At 67.6% G+C, this 18,926-nt stretch carries 15 protein-coding genes and 1 pseudogene; 10 read left to right on the forward strand and 6 right to left on the reverse strand.

All coding sequences use genetic code 11. From position 1 onward, the window contains the following. Together V6M42_RS10310 and V6M42_RS10315 are read left to right on the forward strand one after the other, a co-directional pair. Entirely contained in the window at nucleotides 1-1,080 is a 1,080-nt protein-coding gene (locus tag V6M42_RS10310) for a DUF2955 domain-containing protein (RefSeq protein ID WP_332678411.1), read from the forward strand. A 115-nt stretch (nucleotides 1,081-1,195) separates the two neighbouring features. Continuing rightward, nucleotides 1,196-2,425, forward strand: coding sequence for a patatin-like phospholipase family protein (locus V6M42_RS10315; protein ID WP_332658784.1), 1,230 nt, complete (start codon nucleotides 1,196-1,198; stop codon nucleotides 2,423-2,425). A gap of 101 nt (nucleotides 2,426-2,526) precedes the next feature. On the opposite strand, the gene V6M42_RS10320 is transcribed toward V6M42_RS10315, so the two are convergent. Further along, nucleotides 2,527-3,360 (reverse strand): hypothetical protein, encoded by an 834-nt coding sequence (locus V6M42_RS10320; RefSeq protein ID WP_332678412.1) that lies wholly within the window; start codon nucleotides 3,358-3,360, stop codon nucleotides 2,527-2,529. A gap of 347 nt (nucleotides 3,361-3,707) precedes the next feature. On the opposite strand from V6M42_RS10320, the gene V6M42_RS10325 reads away from it, so the two are divergent. Beyond that, nucleotides 3,708-4,814, forward strand: a complete 1,107-nt coding sequence (locus V6M42_RS10325; protein ID WP_332678413.1) for an AI-2E family transporter — start codon at nucleotides 3,708-3,710, stop codon at nucleotides 4,812-4,814. After that, complete coding sequence (locus V6M42_RS10330) at nucleotides 4,811-5,278, forward strand: ion channel (RefSeq protein WP_332678414.1); 468 nt, start codon at nucleotides 4,811-4,813, stop codon at nucleotides 5,276-5,278. The genes V6M42_RS10325 and V6M42_RS10330 overlap by 4 nt, the downstream gene beginning before the upstream one ends. Before the next feature lie 281 nt (nucleotides 5,279-5,559). Here the strand turns inward: V6M42_RS10330 and V6M42_RS10335 are convergent, their stop codons facing one another. Then, nucleotides 5,560-6,195 carry a response regulator transcription factor gene (locus V6M42_RS10335; protein WP_332658788.1) on the reverse strand — a complete coding sequence of 212 codons (636 nt, stop codon included), beginning with the start codon at nucleotides 6,193-6,195 and terminating at the stop codon, nucleotides 5,560-5,562. Between the two features lie 315 nt (nucleotides 6,196-6,510). Here V6M42_RS10335 and V6M42_RS10340 point away from each other — a divergent pair, with 315 nt between their 5' ends. The 4 genes from V6M42_RS10340 (at nucleotide 6,511) to V6M42_RS10355 (ending at nucleotide 10,488) form a co-directional block, all read left to right on the forward strand. Then, entirely contained in the window at nucleotides 6,511-7,146 is a 636-nt protein-coding gene (locus V6M42_RS10340) for a response regulator (RefSeq protein ID WP_332658789.1), read from the forward strand. Nucleotides 7,147-7,431: 285 nt separating this feature from the next. Then, complete coding sequence (locus tag V6M42_RS10345; protein WP_332678421.1) at nucleotides 7,432-8,160, forward strand: DUF2092 domain-containing protein; 729 nt, start codon at nucleotides 7,432-7,434, stop codon at nucleotides 8,158-8,160. Nucleotides 8,161-8,168: 8 nt separating this feature from the next. After that, nucleotides 8,169-8,915 carry a hypothetical protein gene (locus V6M42_RS10350; protein WP_332678415.1) on the forward strand — a complete coding sequence of 249 codons (747 nt, stop codon included), beginning with the start codon at nucleotides 8,169-8,171 and terminating at the stop codon, nucleotides 8,913-8,915. Nucleotides 8,916-9,009: 94 nt separating this feature from the next. After that, the gene (locus tag V6M42_RS10355; protein ID WP_332678416.1) at nucleotides 9,010-10,488 is read left to right on the forward strand and encodes a TolC family outer membrane protein; all 1,479 of its coding nucleotides are present in this window, start codon (nucleotides 9,010-9,012) and stop codon (nucleotides 10,486-10,488) included. A 130-nt stretch (nucleotides 10,489-10,618) separates the two neighbouring features. Here V6M42_RS10355 and V6M42_RS10360 read toward each other — a convergent pair whose 3' ends face one another. Beyond that, nucleotides 10,619-11,413, reverse strand: coding sequence for an OmpA family protein (locus tag V6M42_RS10360; RefSeq protein ID WP_332678417.1), 795 nt, complete (start codon nucleotides 11,411-11,413; stop codon nucleotides 10,619-10,621). A 521-nt stretch (nucleotides 11,414-11,934) separates the two neighbouring features. Between V6M42_RS10360 and V6M42_RS10365 the strand changes: the two genes are divergently transcribed. Beyond that, on the forward strand, nucleotides 11,935-12,378 hold the full coding sequence (locus V6M42_RS10365) for a putative quinol monooxygenase (protein WP_332658794.1): 444 nt from the start codon (nucleotides 11,935-11,937) through the stop codon (nucleotides 12,376-12,378). Between the two features lie 9 nt (nucleotides 12,379-12,387). Here the strand turns inward: V6M42_RS10365 and V6M42_RS10370 are convergent, their stop codons facing one another. From V6M42_RS10370 to V6M42_RS10380, 3 genes are all read right to left on the reverse strand, one after another. After that, the gene (locus V6M42_RS10370) at nucleotides 12,388-13,899 is read right to left on the reverse strand and encodes a carboxylesterase/lipase family protein (protein WP_332678418.1); all 1,512 of its coding nucleotides are present in this window, start codon (nucleotides 13,897-13,899) and stop codon (nucleotides 12,388-12,390) included. A 50-nt stretch (nucleotides 13,900-13,949) separates the two neighbouring features. Beyond that, on the reverse strand, nucleotides 13,950-15,056 hold the full coding sequence (locus V6M42_RS10375; protein WP_332678419.1) for a sugar kinase: 1,107 nt from the start codon (nucleotides 15,054-15,056) through the stop codon (nucleotides 13,950-13,952). Nucleotides 15,057-15,159: 103 nt separating this feature from the next. Then, a complete protein-coding gene (locus V6M42_RS10380) occupies nucleotides 15,160-18,159 on the reverse strand; it encodes a TonB-dependent receptor (protein ID WP_332678420.1) in 3,000 nt (999 codons plus the stop codon). Nucleotides 18,160-18,309: 150 nt separating this feature from the next. Between V6M42_RS10380 and V6M42_RS10385 the strand changes: the two are divergent. Further along, nucleotides 18,310-18,926: pseudogene (locus V6M42_RS10385) on the forward strand (pectate lyase); the annotation flags it as partial.

The raw sequence follows: 18,926 nt of genomic DNA on the forward strand, positions 1-18,926 counted from the left end.
ATGACCGCCGCCCAGCCGAGCGATGCCGGAGCGTTGCGACCCCGCTTCTCGGCAACCGACCGCTTCATGCTGCGCATGGCCGTCGCGGGGACCCTGGGCTTCGCCATCGCCGTCTGGCTGGGCTGGCCGATCAGCTTCCTCGCGCCGATGCTGGCCGTGAAGATGATCCCGGCGATGCCGACGTTTCCAAACCCTATCCAGGCCGCGCTCCTGCCGGTCGTGATGTGGGTCGGCACGACCGCCTCGATGCTGCTTGTGTCCGTGCTGGGCGATGCGCCGCTTGTGCAGTTGATCGTCCTCACCCTGGTGATCTTCGCCACCTTCTACGCCAAGTGGCGGGGGGCTCCGGGCGTCGTCATCCTGCTCCTGCAGGTCGGATTCTGCGTCATTCCGCTCTTCGCGACGGTCTCGCTCGAGTTGGGCCATTTCGTCGCCGGGTTCCTGCAGCGGAACACGGTCGCAGCTGCGGCGACCATGTTGATCAGTCATCTGCTGGTGCCGGCGCTTCCGCCCGCGCCCCAGGAAGCCCCTCCGCGCGCGGCGCCGCTGCGCCTTTCACCGGCCTCTGCGGCGCGGGTCGCCCTTGCCGACGTCCTGGTGCTGGTCCCCCTGCTGGCCTACCTCCTACTGGGCTCGGCCATCCACAACTTCGTCATGGTGATGATGACGATCACCATTCTGAATGAGCTCGAACCGACCCGCACGCGCACCGCCGGCATGAACATGATCCTCGGCAATTCGATCGGCGGGCTGCTGGCGGTCGCGGCCCAGCAGGTCGTGCTCCTCGCGGACAACCTGTTCTTCTTCCTGTTGACCGTCTTCCTGACGACGCTGTGGTTCGCCCGCGGACTGACGCGCCCCGGTCCGTCCGCCGACCTGTACCGACTCGCGGCCGGCACCTTCATGCTGATCCTCGGCCTGGCGGTGACTCCCCTGCCCGGCGGGTCCGAGCAATCCTACCTCCTGCGCATCATCCATATCCTGGTCGCCGGGGTCTGGGCGGTCGTCGCCCTTGTCGTTGTGTCGCCCCTGCGCCGGGTCCAGCCCGGGCCGACGCCCCCCGCTCCCGCTCAGGGTTGAGGACCGAGTTCGCCCCGGTCCGGTGTTGCGGGTTTTCCCTGATGGCAACGCCTGTTCGTCACGGCGACATTGAGAGAGGTCCCCCAAGGGGGCAGACACCTTGCGGTATCTCAAGATGGACAGACCCTCCGCGTCACCGGCCAGCATCTCAGTCGCCGTGGTGGCGGCATTGCAGCTGCTCCTCTCCGCCTGCGCCACGCCGCAGCGGCTCGAGGCCGTGCCCAGCGCCGACACCGCGCGCGCCATAACCTCGATCCCCGACGCCCGTTTTTTCCCGGACAGGGATCCCGAGACCTTCGTGCGGATCATGGGAGCGGCCGTCGAGCGGGAGCGCGCGATCCGCGCGCAGCTGCCTGAAGGAACGCCCCTGCCGCCGGTTTCCTATCTGGCGGTGTCGGGCGGCGGCGGCGACGGAGCGTTCGGCGCGGGATTGCTGGTCGGCTGGACCGAGGCCGGGACGCGTCCGACCTTCAAATACGTCACGGGGATCAGCACCGGGGCCTTGATCGCGCCCTTCGCCTTCCTCGGGTCCGACTACGACCCGATCCTCCGGGAAACCTACACCCAGGTGACGGACGACAACATCTTCAAGAAGCGGGACATCACCGCCCTGATGTTCAGCGACGCCATGGCCGATACCGCGCCCATGGCGGAAATGGTCAGCCGTTATGTCACCCGCGAACTGCTCGACCGCATCGCCGCCGAATACGCCAAGGGGCGCATCCTCTTCATCGGCACGACCAATCTGGACGCCCGGGAAGCCGTCTACTGGAACATGGGCGCCATCGCCTCCAGCCAGGATCCGGCCGCGCTCGAGCTGTTCCGGCGCATCACCCTGGCCTCGGCCGCCATCCCCGGCGCCTTTCCTCCGATCATGATCGACGTCACGGTCGATGGTCAGCCCTATCAGGAGATGCACGTCGACGGCGGGGCCAGCCGTCAGGTCTTCCTGTATCCTCCCACGGTCCACGTCGGGGACCTGGCGAGACAGGCGGGGCTGGAGCGGGACCGGCACCTCTACATCATCCGCAACTCCCGTCTGGACCCCGACTGGGCCAGCGTGGATCGCCGGCTCATGAGCATCGTCAACCGGTCGGTGTCCGCCCTGATCCAGGCCCAGGGCGTGGGGGATCTCAATCGCATGTTCCTGTCGTCCCGACGCGACGGCATCGACTACAACCTGGCCTATATTCCGCGCGACTTCACCGTGGTGAAGAACAGCGAATTCGACAGCAGATACATGACCGCCCTTTTCGAACGGGGCCGCGCCATGGCCGCCGCCGGCTATGCCTGGGACAAATACCCGCCCGGCTATGCCCCGGAGGAAGCGGTCAGCGTCCCGTAGGTCCGCCTCCCCGGGGCGGCCGTTCCTGCATCGCATCCAGGCAAGAAAGATCGGACCCGGCATTGCCGGGTCCGATGCCAATCGCCGGCTTGTCGCCAGGCCTAGAAACTGACCCGGGCGAAAACCGACGGACCGCTGAAATTATAATCGATGTCGGCGTTGTAGTCGGTTTTCTCGACCTGGAGGTCGTAGGCGACATAGCGGTAGGCCACGCCGGCCGAGAACATCCGGGTGAACCGGTAGGACACCGACGCCTGGGCGTTGGTGATGCCGCCGCCGTATTCGTCGACTTCAAGGGACAGGAAGTCCACGCGTCCGTTCAGGATGACCTTCGGCGTGATCTCGTAGGTGCCGTACACCCCGATGGTCGGCATGGGCGCCAGGAAGTCCCGTCGTCTTGCAACGACCTGACGAACGGCGGGACCGACCTGGGCCTCGCCTTCCAGTTCGAGCGTGAAGTCCGTGGCGTGCAGCCCCAGGGAGGCGCCGAGCTCGCTCCGGTCGTTGTGAATGAACGAATAGCCGATGGTGGCGCGGTACACGTTCGACGCAATCTTGGAGTCGAGGCTCACCCCGATGGGATAGGTCGTGCCGTCGAATTCGATGGTCCGTTCCAGCGACTTGGACGCCTCGCGGTCCAGGGCGTAGAATTCGCCCGTAACGATCCACCGCGGGCTGAACCGCCATCCGCCGTAGATCGCCGGCAGGGTGTCGGTGTCCTCCATGCCGAGATCGCTCTCGGCGTCGATGTCCGTGCCGGGCTGGCCGGGACGGGACACGTTGATCTTGGTTTCAATGCCCGGAAAATAGGCGGACCCCTCAAGCCAGAATCGCTCGTCCAGCGCCTGTGCGCTGGCGGGTGCGGCGGCCAGGGACGCAACCCCCGCCACCGCCATGGCGGCCAGCAGCGCGCCGTTCCTCAGATGGTTTGACATGAGCCCTCCTGTAATTCGGAAGGCCAGTATTCGAGGCCTGCGGCACAGGTTCCATCGGGTTGAACCCTAGGGGGAACACGGTCGGCCCGCGAAGGCTGTCGCGGAAGACACACCCGCAAATGCCCGCGCTTCCAAGCTGTCCGCGCGGCGATCCCGAAACGATCTGGCTAAGGCCATTCGTGCGGCTGCCTACGGGCTGCGCCTGATGCCGTCGCGGGACGCTGCCCCCGTAGGATCGGCATCCGCCGCTGGTGGCGGGGCGACGTCATGAAGGCCTGCCCCTCGTGATGAGCTGTAGCGCGCCAATCGCTGCTGGCGTGACTCGTCCCTTGGATCGGGAGACCCGGATGACCATCGCCTCTCCGCCGATCGACGGCCCGTCGAGACCCCGCTTCGGCATCCTCCAGGTGATGCAGCTCAGCCTGCTGGCCCTGCTGGTCTTCGCCTGCGCGCGCGTCGTGCTGCCGTTCGCCAGCATCCTGGCATGGTCCGTCATACTGGCGGTGCTGCTCTATCCCCTGCACCTCTGGCTGGCCGGCCGCATCGGCAACACCTGGTCGGCCTGGCTCATCGGCATCGCGGGCGTGGTTCTGGCGGTCGCGCCGATGGTCCTGCTCACGGCCTCTCTGTCCTCGGCCATCTCCGGGCTCATCGCGGATCTGCAGAATCACACCCTGCCCCTGCCGCCCCCGCCTGCCGGGCTCGCCGAGGTGCCGGTTGTGGGCGCCAGAATGTTCGAGGCATGGGCCAGCGCTGCGGTGAATCTTCCAGCGACCCTCGCCGAGCATCGATCGGCCGTCCGTTCGTTCACAGCCTCGCTGGTGGCCTTCGCCGGAAAGATGGCGACGGCGGAGCTGGCCTTCATTCTCTCGTTCGTGATCGGGACCATTCTGATCGCCTATGGTGGAAGCGTCACCAGCTTCAGCCGGCGGCTCGCCCAGATCCTCACCCGCAGCGCAGACCAGGGCAGCCGCCTCGTGGCCCTTACGGTGTCAACGATCCGGGGCGTCGCCCTGGGCGTCGTGGGCGTTGCGGCGATACAGGCGGCGCTGCTCGGCGCCGGCTTCTTCCTGATCGGTCTGCCCGGCGCGATTCTTGTAACCCTGGTCGTGTTCCTGCTCGGAATCGTTCAGGTGCCGGCGGTCATCGTGAGCCTGCCTGTCATCGCCTATGTGTTCCTGAAGGAGCCGCTCACCCCGGCCCTGATTTTCGGCGCCTGGACCTTCGTCGCCGGCCTTAGCGACAACTTCCTCAAGCCGTTGCTGCTGGGCCGTGGTCTGGAGGTGCCCATGCCGGTGATCCTGATCGGCGTCATCGGCGGCATGATTGCGGACGGCCTTCTCGGCCTGTTCGTGGGCCCGGTCCTGCTGGCCGTCGCCTATGTGCTGTTCATGGACTGGTTCCGGCAACAGCAGGTCCCGCCGGCGCTGGTCGCGAACAATCCGCCGTCATGATCCTCAGCATCATCCTGGGGCTTCTGGCGATGTCCGCCTGTCTGGCCTTGCAGGCGTCGACCCTGACCTTTGCGGTGCGATACTTCGCATGGGCGGCAAAGCGCAGGCCGGCCGGATACACAGCGCGCAGCGACTTCTTCCAGTTGTCCACGATGATGGTCTGCCTGATGGTCGGCACCCTGATCCAGATTCTCATCTGGGCGCTGTTGTACCGCTCCATCGGAGCCTTCCAGGATTTCGAAACGGCCGCCTATTTCTCGGCCGTGACCTTCACGACCCTGGGGTATGGCGACGTCCTGCTTGAGGGTCGCTTTCGCTTTCTCGCGCCATTCCAGGGCGCCAGCGGAGTGATGATGTTCGCACTCTCGTCTGCCGCTCTTCTCGCGGCCGTCCAGCACGCCGTGACCCGGCGAGTGGAGAGCAAGCGGGCGGTCGGATCCATCAGCCCCACTGAAGAGCCCTGAAGGTCGACACCGGTTTCTATCGGGTGGCCAAGGTGGCCCCGCGCCTTCGGGGGGGCGCAAGCGCGGGGCCGTGTCTGCGGGTAGGTGGCCCGCTGAGCTCGACAAGTCCCAAGGCCTCTTGCTGAGCAGGCCCATCTAGAACGATTGGCGCCCTTCGGCCCATCGGGCTCAGGCCCTAGGTGTTCGTCAGACTGCACCGAGCCGTTCTCAACAAACCCGGAGTGCCCGGGACGCCCCGACGTAAGGAGGAGCCGGGAATTCCGGCCTGCGCCGGACCTGGATCAGGCCTGGATCAGGTTGTTCCTGATGGCGAAGCGAACGAACTGCCCGGCGGTCCGCACCCCCGCCTTTCGCATCGCCGACGCACGGTGGCTTTCGACCGTCTTGACCGCGATATCGAGCAGGTCCGCGACGTCCCTGTTGGATGCGCCCTCGGCGATCAGCTGGGCGATCTGCAGTTCTCTGGGGGTGAACGCCTCGAGGCTTGAACGCCTTCGATCGTTCACGGCCGCCTCCAGCAATATTTCGGCGACCACCGGCGAGAAGTAGGGCTTGCCGGTCGCCAGCGCGGTGAAGGCGGCCTCCAGAAGCGGACAGGTCTCCGTCTTGAGCAGATAGCCCCGTGCGCCGGCGACGAGGCAGTTGCTCACGGTTTCCTCGTCGGCCGCCATTGTGAATATGAGAACCCGAGTCGCCGGCAGGGCGCTGTGCAGCCGTCGGGTCAGCAGTATGCCGCCCAGCACCGGCAGCGAGACATCGAAGATCACAATGTCCGGGCGTTCCCGAAGGGCCATCTCCAGGGCCGACTGACCGTCCGCGGCCTCGCCGCAAACCTCCCAGCCGTCGTGTGCCTCGATGACGTGACGCACGCCGAGGCGCACGATTTCGTTTTCGTCCGCGATCAAAATTCGCAGCATGCGCCCTCCAGCCGGAGCGGTAGCGGGCAGCGTACGAACTCTTTGATGCGAAAAAATCAGGTCTAGGCCTGAATGGAGCGCGGCGACTCCCTAAGCTTGCATCGCGAAAACAGTCCGGCCGGGCATCAGTTAAGCGACAGAATCAAGACTTTGCCTGTTGTAGTAAATGGCCATAAATCATTCTGGATAGTCAAGTTACGGGGCCTCTCAGGGTTTCTACCCATAGAAAATGAGTGTTTTCTTTGGTGGGGTTTCTTCGGTTGTATGCTAGGGTTTCTTCAGAGTTGGATGGACTCTTGGGCTGGGGGGCTGGCAATGCTTCGGGTTCTGATTGCGGACGACCACGAGTTGATCCGGCGCGGCGTGAGGAACGTCGTGGAATGCCATCCGGGCTGGGAGGTCTGCGGCGAGGCTGACGACGGCCAGGCCGCGCTGGATCTCGCCATGAAGGAGCGGCCGGACGTTGTCGTTCTGGACGTCTCGCTGCCGACCATGAACGGCGTCGGGGTCACCCGCCGGCTGCACCAGGACCTCCCGAACACCAGCGTGCTTCTCTATACGATGCATGACGAGGACGACACGATCAGCGGCGGCCTCGGCGCCGGGGCGCGAGGCTATCTGCTCAAGACCGACAGCGCCGCGAACCTCGAGGCGGCCATTTCCTCACTGGGAGCGAGGCGCACCTATTTCTCGTCCGCGGTCTCGGAATTCCTGCTCGACGCGGCAGTCAACGACCGCAAGCGTTCGCGCCTGGAAAGCTTCACCATGCGCGAACTCGAGGTGGCGCAGCTGATCGCCGAGGGCAATTCCAACAAGCAGATCGCCCGCAAACTGGTGCGCAGCATCAAGACCGTGGAATGCCACCGCGCCGCGGCGATGCGAAAGGCCGGGGTACGCACGGCCGCTGAGTTCGTCCGCTTCGCGATCAAGCAGAACCTCATCCAGGCCTGACGCCGATCGGCCTGGCCCGAAGGCGCCGTGAGTCCGCCTCCCGGCCGTCGCGGCGCGGCACGCCCCGGCTGTGTCCGGTGCCGTTCTCCCAATCGCTCCGCGCCCGGGTACTGGGGCAAAATCCTTCGGGGTTTCGCCCGATTTGGTTTGGCCCCTGAAAGGTAGAGCCTCTCCAAGGGCCGCATTGCTGCGCGCCAATACAGCGTTGGAGATCACGGCATGAGATCGCTTCGTCTGACACTCGGCGCCGGCCTGGTGCTTGCGTTGGCAACCGCCGCCGCGCCCATGGCCGCGGCCCAGACAGCACCCCCGCCTGCGGAAGCCGCGCCATCGCCGCCCGAAGTGGCAGTTGAACCCGCGGCTCTCGAGACCCTCGAGCGCATGAGCGCCTACCTGAAAACCCTCACCACCTTCGAGATCGTCGCCCGCACCAGCCAGGATCTGGTCACCGCCGACGACCAGAAAATCCAGATTGACGGGATCAACCGGTATCTGGTCCGCCGTCCCGACGGTTTCCGGGTGGAAGTCGCTACCGATCACCGGGTGCGGCAGCTCATCTATGACGGCAAGCAGATGACGTTGTACGCGCCGGAACGCGGCGTCTATGCGACCGTCGATGCGCCGCCCACCGCGCGCGAAGCGCTGGACCTGGCGGAAGCCAGATACGGCCTCGCCATCCCTCTCCAGGACCTGTTCGCCTGGACCGACCTGAGCCAGCACACCCGTCCCGGACCCGAGACCGCTTCGGTGATCGGGGTAACCCGGATCGACGGCGTCGACTGCGATCACCTGGCGTTCCGGGAAGGCTCGGTCGACTGGCAGATCTGGATCCAGCGCGGCGACAAGCCCCTGCCGCGCAGGATCGTCATCATCGACCGCGCCCAGACCTCACTGCCCCGCTACGAGGGTCAGCTGACCTGGAACGAGCCTCCGCAGCTTACCGCGGACTCCTTCACCTTCACCCCGCCCAGCGGCGCCATGCCTATCGGCATCGCGACCGTCGAACCCCTGTGAGAAGCGTCATGAAAACCCGGAAGGTTGCCCAGGCCGCCGCGCTGATGATGGTCACCGTCATCGCCACGGTCGTGCCCACCATGGCCGAAGCCCAACGCCGCGGCGGCGGCGGCGGCGCCCGATCCAGCATCGGCGCCTCTTCGCGCGGAGGTTTCTCCGGCGGCGGCATGAGCGCCCGCTCCAGCGGGATGAGTTCACGCTCCAGCAGCATGGGCTCCCGTTCGGCCTCGGCGGGAAACCGGGCGTCGGCGTCGAACCGCAGCGCGGGAGCCAGCGATCGGTCGGCCGGCGCCGGCAACCGGGCCGCGACCGGGGACCGCGCAGGAAACCGGCCCTCGACCGGCGACCGCTCGGGCAACCGGACCTCCGGCGACCGCACCGGCAACCGGACCAACACCGGCGATCGCATAAACGGCGGCGACCGCATCAATGGCGGCGACCGGATCAACGGCGGCGACCGGATCAATAACAGCGGCAATCGCATCAACACCGGCGACATCAACATCGATGCTGACGGCGGCTGGGGCGATGGCGGCTGGGATTGGGATCACCCCATCGCCGGAGGCATCGCCGTCGGCGCGGCCATCGGCATCGGCGCCCGGATGTTCGCCCTGCCCTACGGCTGCTCGCCCTATTACGTGTCCTACTACTACTGCGGCGGCGTCTACTACCAACCCCAGTACGAGGGGGACACGGTGGTCTATGTCACGGTCGACGATCCGGCGACGACGACGACGGTGGTGCAGACGCCCTAGGCCGGTCCGGGGGTGGGGCCTTCCTCTGCTCGGGCGGGGGAAGGTCCAGAGGCGCGCGGGGCGGGGCTGACCGCTGTCATTCGGGACCCTGGTCATGATGAAACGCACCCGCGCCCTCGTCCCGTTCGCCGTGATGACCCTTGCGGCGGGGCTCGGCGCGCCGGCATGGGCGGATACGCTGAGGGAAGCCCTGGCGCTGGCGTACCAGACCAATCCGTCGCTGCTGTATCAGCGCGCCAACCAGCGGGCGCTGGACGAGCTGATCGTGCAGGCCCGGTCGGGTCTGCGGCCACGGGTGGATGTGTCGGTCGCCGGCGCCTATGCGAAGGTGGAATCCCCGCTGGGGTCGGAGGACAGCGACAGCGCGTCGGTCAGCATCGGGCTGTCGCAGATCCTGTACTCCGGCGGCCGGATCTCCCACGCGATCACGGCGGCCGAAGCGACGATCATGGCCGGACGGGAAGGCCTGCGGGATATCGAGCAGCAGGTCCTGGCGTCGGTCATCCAGGCCTATGCCGATGTCGTTCGCGACACGGAGATACTGCGCATCCGCCGGGACAACGTCGTGGTTCTGCGCCGGCAGCTGTACGACACCACGTCACGGTTCGAGGTCGGAGAGATCACCCGCACCGACGTCGCCCAGTCCGAGGCCCGCCTGAGCCAGGCCGAGACCGATTTCACGGACGCACAGGGACAGCTGGGCATATCCCGCGCGGCCTACGCCTCGGTCGTGGGCCAGACGCCGGGCGATCTGGAACCCATGCCGCCGCTGCCCGGGATTCCGACTGACTTCGATCAGGCGCTGGATATCGCCAACCTGGACAATCCCGGCATCCGCGCCGCGGGCTATCAGCTGCAGGCGGCGGAGGCCGCGGTCGCGGCGGCCAAGTCCGAAAACATGCCGTCGGCCCGACTGACCGCATCGTACGGCGGCTCGAACGACGACTTCGACCAGCTGGGCGACATCATCGACAACACCCAGTTCCTGGCCGGCGCGACCCTGTCGGTGCCCCTGTCGACCGGGGGCCTGAACGGCTCGCGGATCGCCGAGGCCTACGAGCGCGCCAACGCGGCCCAGATCAATGTGGAACGCGAGCGTCGCAACACGCTGCAGGCGGTCAGTTCGGCCTATGCCCAGGCTCTGTCCGCCCGGGCGGCCCTGGGCACCGGCCGGGAGTCGGTGCGGGCGGGAACCGTCGCGGTCGCGGGCGTGCGGGACGAGGCGGACGTCGGCCTGCGCACCACCCTGGATGTGCTCAACCAGGAGCTGGAACTGCGCAACGCCGAGATCGGCCTGGTCAGCGCCCAGCGCAACGAATACGTGGCCCAGGCGAACCTGCTGGCCGCCATGGGGCGGCTGGAGGGGCCCGATCTCGATCCTGAACTGATCCCCTACGACCCCGCCGCCAACTATGAGCGGATCCGCGATCGGGGAGCCCTGCCCTGGGACGGGGCCGTGGAGTCGCTCGATCGCCTGGCCGCTCCACGCGTCGTACCGGCGGAGGATGCGCCGGACGCGCCGATCGATCGGCGGCTCAAGTCGGAAACCCCGGGCAGCGATCCCCGGAATTGAGGCGTCCGCGCGCGGCCTCGAAGCCTTGCCGCGACCCGACCCGGAATTGCAAAGGGGAGGCCAGCCGTCAGGCTCGCCTCCCCCTCACGGCTCCCGACCTTCGTCCGGAGCGGGTGGGTGGACGTGGGGTTCAGGGGCGCCGGGCCGAGGCGCTGACCGCGAGCGTCACGGTCACGCGACGAGCCTCGGCGTCGTTCTGCGGGACGTCCGGGTCGTGCGCCACGGGCGCCGAACCCAGGGCGGCGGGCAGAAGGAATTTGTCAGGCGTGATGCCGGCGGACCGTTCCAGATACCGGATGACGGCCTGCGCCCGCCGCTGGCTGAGCCGCTCGTTGGCCGCGGCGTTGCCCGTCGGATCCGCGCGACCGACGACGGCAAACCGGTAGGCGGTGTTGAGCCCGCGCGCCTGGGCCGCGATCGCGTCGAGACTGGCCTTGGCCTCATCGGTCAGGGCTGAGCTGCCCAGCGCGAAGAAGACCTTGGTCCGGCCCGCCTGGACAAGCTGTCCCACGTTGTCGATGCGTTCCGCGTTTTCGGCGACGCGCGCCTCGGTGCCGACCAGCCCGCCGGCGATCGCCCGGGCGGTGCGAAGGTCGCCTTCCTTGAAGATGACTTCGGCGGCGGTGACGCCGGCGCCGTCCTGCACGCCCTCGACCGATACGGTGAGGCCCGGGATGAGATCGGCGGCGGGATGATCCTCGCCGCGGACATTCAGCACCCCGGTGGTGCCGCGAATTCTGGTGGAGCTGGTCAGATTCACCCGGTGATCGCCCTCGGCGTTCCGGATGACGACGGTCGATCCCTCGTTCGCCGTGATCACGCCGCCGACTTCCCTGGGTTCCTGGGCGAGAGCCGCGCCGGCGACGGCGCAGGATGCCGCTGCGGCGACCATCAACGCCGCGAATACATTCCTTGTTCTTGTCATCGTCGTGTCCTCGTCAAGCGAGGCCGAGATGGCCCGCCAGGATATCGGCGTACCGATGTGCGCTGACGCTCGGTATCAGGTGGACCCCCTAGGTTTTAACGAGCAAGTCCCGATCCTCGTCACATTTCGATACCGTCGATACTTGAGATGTCCTGATCGATCGACGTGAATGTTGCCGATCATTGCCGGTACGGGGATTCGCTGCGCGCCGTTTCGGGTCTCCACCCGATGTGGCGCGCCGACCAAATGAGGTCAGATCACAGGGCTCGGAACCCCTGACCCTGAGCATTGGGTGTCATAGCCCACCGTGGAGACGGCCCCGTGCTAACGTGCGGGGCCGTGGCCGCTTCGCCGCGCCGTTTCCGGTGCGGTCCTTTCTCGCAAATGCATCCCGAAATAAGGGTTTTGCCCGGTGGCGCCCGAGAGCCGTTGCGAGCCTTCATGGGGGCTTCGGTCGAACGCATGTCGCCTCCGGGCGACGACGTTCGCGCCGCCAATGCGAGCCAGCAATGAGACCGGCAATGATCATCGTCACCGGAACCATCGACGTGGCCCCCGCGCGACGGGAGGCCTTCATTCGCGACCAGCTGGACCGCATCCGCGAGACCCGGAACGCAAAGGGCTGCCTGACCTGCGCCTACAGCCCCGATCCGCTTGAGCCCGGAAGGGTGCTGTTGATCGAGCGGTGGGCCAGCCAGGAGGATTTCGACGCCCATGTCGCCGTGGCGCAGGCCTGCTGCCCGGCCGTCCCCTCGGACGTCGTGACCAACGTCGTTTCGGTCTCGGTCTACGATGTGGCCAAGGAGCGCTGGCTCGGGGGCTGGGACCTGGACTTTCCTTCAGGGTCGGCGCTGCTGGCGAAACAGGGCAGGTCGCCGATGGCGCCGTCCCCGGACCCGGACGTGTGGAGCGCCCCGCTCCGCCGGTGGGCCACCAGCGCCCTGGGCATCCATTCCACCCGATAGGCGGCGCCTTCAGGAGCCGGGCTGGATATAGGGCGTCCGCGAGAAGAAGCGGCGTTCGTCGCCGCGCGGATCGTTCTGCATCCGGGTCTCGGCAGCGAACACCATGGTCTCGCGTTCGGCGAGCCCGTAGGGGGTCCAGGCCGGGAGGCCGGCATGGTTGGGATCACCCGATCGCGCGAAGGCGATGAAGGCGTCGCTGAGGCGAGCGGCCACGCCGTGCGCCGCGGGGCCCGTGACCCTGGATCCAGAGGCGTCCACATTGTCGAACGCCAGGGGGATGTCCACCGTGTGGAAGGCTCCGGAGCGGCCGTTCTCGAGAGTGCCGGGGAAATCCATCTGGTAGACCCAGGCCGGGGCCCCCTGGACCGCCCGGGCCTCGGCCTCGATGATCGCGGCGCGCCACGATCGGCCCGCCGTCGAGGCGCCGATCAGCACCTGATCCGGCGACCAGCCGGGATACAGACGGCGGTATTCGGCGATGACGACTTCCGGCGCGACGTCGATGCGCATGACGTCGGGAGCCATCCGTCCGGGCAGCGTCTCCCAGGTCAGGCCGGCATTGGCCGGGTTGCCGCCCAGGAAGGCGAGGGTCTCGTCCCGGGTGTTGCCGATGATCATCGGCACTTCCGCCGACTGGGATGGAGCGTCCGGATAGAACGGGTGGCGGAACAGGGTCTGGTGATCCACCACGGGGCCGAAATAGAGACCGCCGTAGCCGAGCACGGGGTCCGTTGTCCGCGCGGCGTCCAGCAGGGCCTCGGCCGGCATTTCGAGCAGGGCTCCAACCCGGTCCGGCGCGACGCCCGCGGCGTGCAGCCATGCATGCGTGCGCCGGGTGGCGTTCAGCGGGCCCGACGCCGTCACCTGCTGGCCGCTCATGGTCGCGGCGCGATGGAACAGGCCGGCGGCCGACGGCGTGGCCATCAGGGTCGCGATCTTGGCGCCGCCGCCGGACTGGCCGAAGACCATGACCCGTCCCGGATCGCCGCCGAAGGCCTGGATATTGTCCTGCACCCATTGCAGCGCCTGGATCAGGTCCAGCTGACCCGCATTGCCCGAATGGGGGAAGCCCGCATCCAGCCGGGCCAGATAGGCGTAGCCGAACAGGTTGAGCCGGTGATTCAGCGTGACCACGACCACGTCGCCGCGCGCGGCCAGCCTCGAGCCGTCATACAGGGGCGATGAGCCTGATCCGGTCGAATAGCCGCCGCCATGGACATAGACCATGACCGGCCGCCGTCCGGCGTCGAGGCCCGGCGTCCAGACGTTGAGGAACAGGCAGTCCTCGGACTGGTTGGCCTCTCCGCCCGACTGGGGACAGGCGGCGCCGTAGTCGAGCGCCTCGACCGGTCGCGACCATGGGGCGGGGGGACGCGGCGGCTGAAAACGGGTCGGGCGGGTGTCGGCGCCGTAGCGCACGCCCTTGAACGACAGGATGCCATGGTCGCGCGATCCTGTGACCGGGCCGTGGATCGTCCGCGCGCGGGGCGATGCGGCGGCCCCGGCGCGCGTGGAGGTCATGGAAACCGCGCTGGCCGCGAAGGCGCCCAGGGTATCGCGGCGCGTCAGCGTCACCGGATCGAGCGGCCGTCGCCGCCGGCCAGCAGGGCCGCGATCTCCTGACGCGACACCATCGAGGCGTCGCCCGGCGTGGTCATGGCCAGGGCGCCATGGGCCGCGCCCCAGGCCACCGCTTCCTTCACGGACAGGCCCTCGATCAACGCCCAGGCCAGACCCGAGACGAAGCTGTCCCCGCCTCCCACCCGGTCCAGAATTTCCAGATCGGTCCAGACCGGCGCCGTATGCAGTTCACCGCCGCTCCAGGCCGCCGCCGACCAGTCGTTGCGGCTGGCCGTCGAGGGGCGGCGCAAGGTGGCGGCGACGACCCTGGCCTGGGGGTAGAGAGCGCTGAACGCTTCGGCGGCCGAGGCGAACGCCGACGCCCCGAGGCCGGCGTCGGCGTCGGCCTTCGGCGCCGGCAGGTCGATGCCGAGGCAGGTTTCGAACCCGTGGCCGTCGCCGATCATGACATCGACGGCGCCGGCGATGGCGCGGTTCACACGTCGGGCGGCGTCCGGATCCGGGTGGCTGTTCCACAGGCTGGCGCGATAGTTGAGATCGTAGGAGACCACGGTCCCGTGCCTGCGGGCGGCCTCGACCGCCTCGATGGCGACCTCGGCCGTCGAGGTCGACAGGGCGGCGAAGATGCCGCCGGTGTGGAACCAGCGCACGCCCTCGTCGCCGAACAGCCGGTCCCAGTCGATCTCGCCCGGGCGCATCTGGCTGGCCGCCGAATTGGCGCGGTCGGACAGGCCCCGCGCGGGCCGGACGCCGAAGCCGCGCTCGGTGAAATTCAGACCCAGACGGGTGTTGCGCCCCATGCCGTCGGCGGCGCGCCACAGGATGTGGCTGCGGTCCACCCCGCCCTGGCCGATCAGGTCATCGGCCAGCCGGCCCAGGTCGTTGTCGGGCAGGGCCGTGACCACGGCTCCGCGCAGGTCGAAAGACTTCGTCATGGCCCGGACGACGTTGTATTCGCCGCCGCCCTCCCAGACATCGAAGGACCGCGCGTTGCGGACGCGTCGCTCGCCGGGATCGAACCGCAGCATGACCTCGCCCAGGGCGACCATGTCCCAGCGGCACTGTTCGGACGGGCGGAGGTTCGGCAGGGCAGACATCCCGAAATCCTATACGCCGCGTCCCGACGGCGGTAGCGGCCAAAGAAAGAGGGCCGGCGACTTTCGCCGCCGGCCCCGAAGTGACGTTCAGGAGAACGCGTTACTAGAAGCGGTAGCGGGCGCCGACGAACACCTGGCGGCCCGTGTGGTGGTAGACCGAGGTGCTTTCCCGATCGAGGCCGTCGCCGACGAACTGGTGGTTCGCCTCGTCGGTCAGGTTCAGGGCTTCCAGGGTGAGCTGGATCTCGTCGGTGATCTGGTACGAGGCCGAGGCGTCGAGGTTGAAGGTTTCCTTCTTGCCCTCGATGTTGTTGCCGTTCCGCCCGGGGACGTTCTGGAGATACTCGTCCCGGATCGCCGCCGAGATGCGCGCCGACAGCTTGCTGTCCTCGTAGTAGAGGGTGGCGTTGTAGGACTGGGGCGACAGGTTGATCAGGTCTGCGGTGACGAAGACCGCGCAGGTCGCGTCATTGCAGTAGTCGATCTCGGACTCGACGTGGGTGTAGTTCAGCTGCACGCCGGTGTTCGACAGGAAGCCCGGCAGGAAGCGGAACGGCTGCTGGTAGCTGATCTCGAAGCCCTTCAGCGGGCCGCCTTCGGTGTTCACCGCCGCCGTCAGCTGGAAGATGGTCGAGGCGGTGCAGGTCCCGGTGCAGAAGGCCGGAGCGAACGCCGACGGGTTCAGGGCGGTCAGGGCCGCATAGGGCAGGTCCTGGCGAACGAGCTGAATGTAGGTGTCGATGTCCTTGTAGAAATAGGCGAAGGACAGCAGGCTTTCCGGCGCGAAATACCATTCGATGCTGAAGTCGTAGGTGTCGGCGCGGAACGGCTCAAGCTTCACATTGCCGATGGTGGCGGTGAAGTTCGGGCCGGTCGACAGCGAGGTGGTCGGAACCAGGAAGTTGGTGCCGGCGAGGTTGTTGTTGATCGGCGGGCGCGCCATCACCTTGGCCGCGCCGAAGCGCAGGAACAGGTCCTCGACCGGCTCCAGCACCATGTTCAGCGAAGGCAGGGTGTCGGAATACTCGTTCTCGCCGAGCACCAGGGTGCCGCCGCCGGTGGAGCTGTAGCCCTCGGCTTCCAGGACGGTGTTGACCTGGCGGACCCCGATGTTGCCGCGCAGCGGCATGTCGAAGACCTCGGTGTTGAAGTCGGCCTGGATGTAGAAGGCCAGATCCTGTTCGTAGATCGACCGGTTGCCGGCGCGGGCGTTGCCGTTGGTGATGCTGGTCATGCGGAAGTCGCCGCCAGGCACGCCGGTGTCGCAGTTGCAGTAGATGTTGAACAGGTCGGCGATGGCGTCGAGGTCCGGTCGCAGCCAGCTCGTGTCGGTGCCGGTCGGGACCAGGTCCTGGCCGAAGCCCGTCAGCAGGTTGGAGATATTGGCCACGGTGACGCCGGCCGGCAGCTGCGGGACGAGGGTTTCGTCGGTGCGACGCGATTCATGGGAATCGGAGCTGTAGGTCTTGAAATTGACCCCCGCCTTGAGGGTGACGAACTCGGTGGCGTCGTATTCGATGTCAGCCTGGGCGGTGGTGAAGGTGGTGTCCACGCCGTTGGGCCGCAGGCGGATTTCCGAACGCGGCAGGGCGGCCACGCCGGTGCCCAGGTTGGCGCCGCGCCAGGCCCAGTTGGCCGGATTGGCGACGTCGAAGCCGTAGCTGATGACCGGCGCGTCCGGATTGCCGCGGAAGTCCCACGAATAGCCCTGGGTGTTCTGACGATCGAGGGTGACGGTCGTCTGGACCGGGTTCTCGAAATTCGAGTTCGCATTGCCGTAGTAGAAGCTGCCGCGCAGGCGATCCGAGAAGTCGTGCTCGGCCTTGAAGTCGATCTGGGTGTAGGCGGTCGTCAGCTCGTCGAAACGGCTCTCCGAGCGGATGTCCACATTGTCGAACACGCCGTAGACCAGCATGTTGTTCTCGACCGCAGCGTCGCGCACGTGGATCTGGGTCTGACCGCCGGCCGCCGCGTTGCGGCTGAAGGACAGGGCTTCGAGGAAGTCTTCCTGACGGGTGGCGTCAAGCTTGGAGTAGAGGACGTCCACCGTGAACAGGGTGGTCTCGGCCGGCCGCCACTGGAAGGAGCCGGTGACGCCCAGGCGTTCCTGCTCGTGGGTCAGGCGGCCGTAGCGCGGCAGGCGGGGAATGAAGACGCTGGCCTGGTTGGCCGTCGTATAGGCGGTGTTGTTCGCCGCCGTGTTGGCGGGACGCGGCACGCCCGTGGCGCAGTTGGCGGCGTTCGACCCGTTCGCGCCGCTGTTGCCCGGGTTCTGGGGTGCGAAACCGACGGGCGAACAGAAGCCGCCGCTGTTGGTCGAACCCGGCGCCGCCGCGGGCGCCCAGCGGACCGAGCTGAAGCCCTCCTCGAGCAGGCTGCGCTCGCTGTAGGCCAGCGAAACAAGGGCGCCGAACTCGTCATTGGCGCCGAAGGTGTCGCTGAGCAGGAAGGCGTAGCGCGGATTGTACTCTTCCGAGAGGTCGTTGTAGCCGACCTGGACCGAGGCGGCGGCGGTGAAGCCGTTCCGGTCGAACGGGCGGGTCGACAGCAGGTCCACGGTCGCGCCCAGCGAGCCCTCTTCGGTTTCGGCCGCGGCGGTCTTGCGCACGGTGATCGAGTTGAAGAGTTCGGAGGCGAAGACGTTGAAGTCGAAGCCGCGGCCGCGGTTGGCGCCGCCCGAGGAGTCGGTGCCGCCGGCGGTGGCCTGGGCCTCCATGCCGTTCAGGCGGGTGCGGGTGAAGTCGGGACCGAGGCCGCGGACCGTGATCGTGCGGCCCTCGCCTGCGTCACGGTCGATGGAGACGCCCGGAACGCGCTGGATCGACTCGGCCAGGTTCAGGTCCGGGAAGTCGGCGATGTCCTCGGCGACGATCACGTCGACCATGTTGTTCTCACGCCGCTTGGCGTCGAGGCCGGCGCTCAGGCTGGCGCGGAAACCGGTGACGACGACCTCGTCGACTTCGGTCGGCTCGTCCTGACGCGGCGCATCCTGTGCGGCGGCGACGCCAACCCCCAGCGACAGGGCGACGGCCAGGCCGGACGCTCCCGCGAAAAGGCTACGGCGAAAGGCGCGGGTCATCCCCGGCTGAATGGCTTGCATCATATGCCTCCTCCCAATTGGGCATACAGAACGCCGAGGTGACCCCGGTCTATCGATTTTTGCGGTTGGCCCGCCTGGGCCGTCCCGTTTGACACCGGTGTCATCTTGGCGTGCAATAGTTTCTGACACCGGTAGCAATCGGAGCCTACCCCCATGATCCGTATTTTGGGAAGCCCCCTTCTGCGCACCGCGCAGACAAGCGCGGCCATAACGCTGATCGGCGTGACTTTGGGAGCACACCCCGCGTCGTCGCAGGCGCCGGACATCGGCCCGGTCGCCTTCCCCGGGGCGGAGGGGGCGGGCCGGATGGCGGCCGGCGGGCGCGGCGGGCGCGTGCTGCGCGTGACCAATCTGGACGACGCCGGCCCGGGCAGTCTTCGCGCCGCGGTCGAGGCCGACGGTCCGCGCACCGTGGTGTTCGACATCGGCGGGACCATCCGGCTGGCCTCGCCCCTGACGGTCCGGCGCGGGCGCATCACCGTGGCGGGCCAGACGGCGCCCGGCGGCGGCGTTACCTTGCGCGACCATCCCCTGGTGGTGGCCGCCGACGACGTCGTGATCCGCCACATCCGGTCGCGGCTCGGCGACGAGAGCCGGGTCGAGACAGACGCCGTTTCCATCGAACGGGGCCGCCGGATCATCCTGGACCACGTCTCGGCCTCGTGGTCGGTCGACGAAACCCTGTCGGTCGGCAGCCGCTACGACCCGCCCGAGCGCGGCGTCTATGACGTGACGGTGCAGTGGTCCGTCATCGCCGAGTCCCTGAACGC

The sequence above is a fragment of the Brevundimonas sp. genome, from assembly GCF_036677305.1.
In the GTDB taxonomy this organism is placed as follows: Bacteria; Pseudomonadota; Alphaproteobacteria; order Caulobacterales; family Caulobacteraceae; genus Brevundimonas.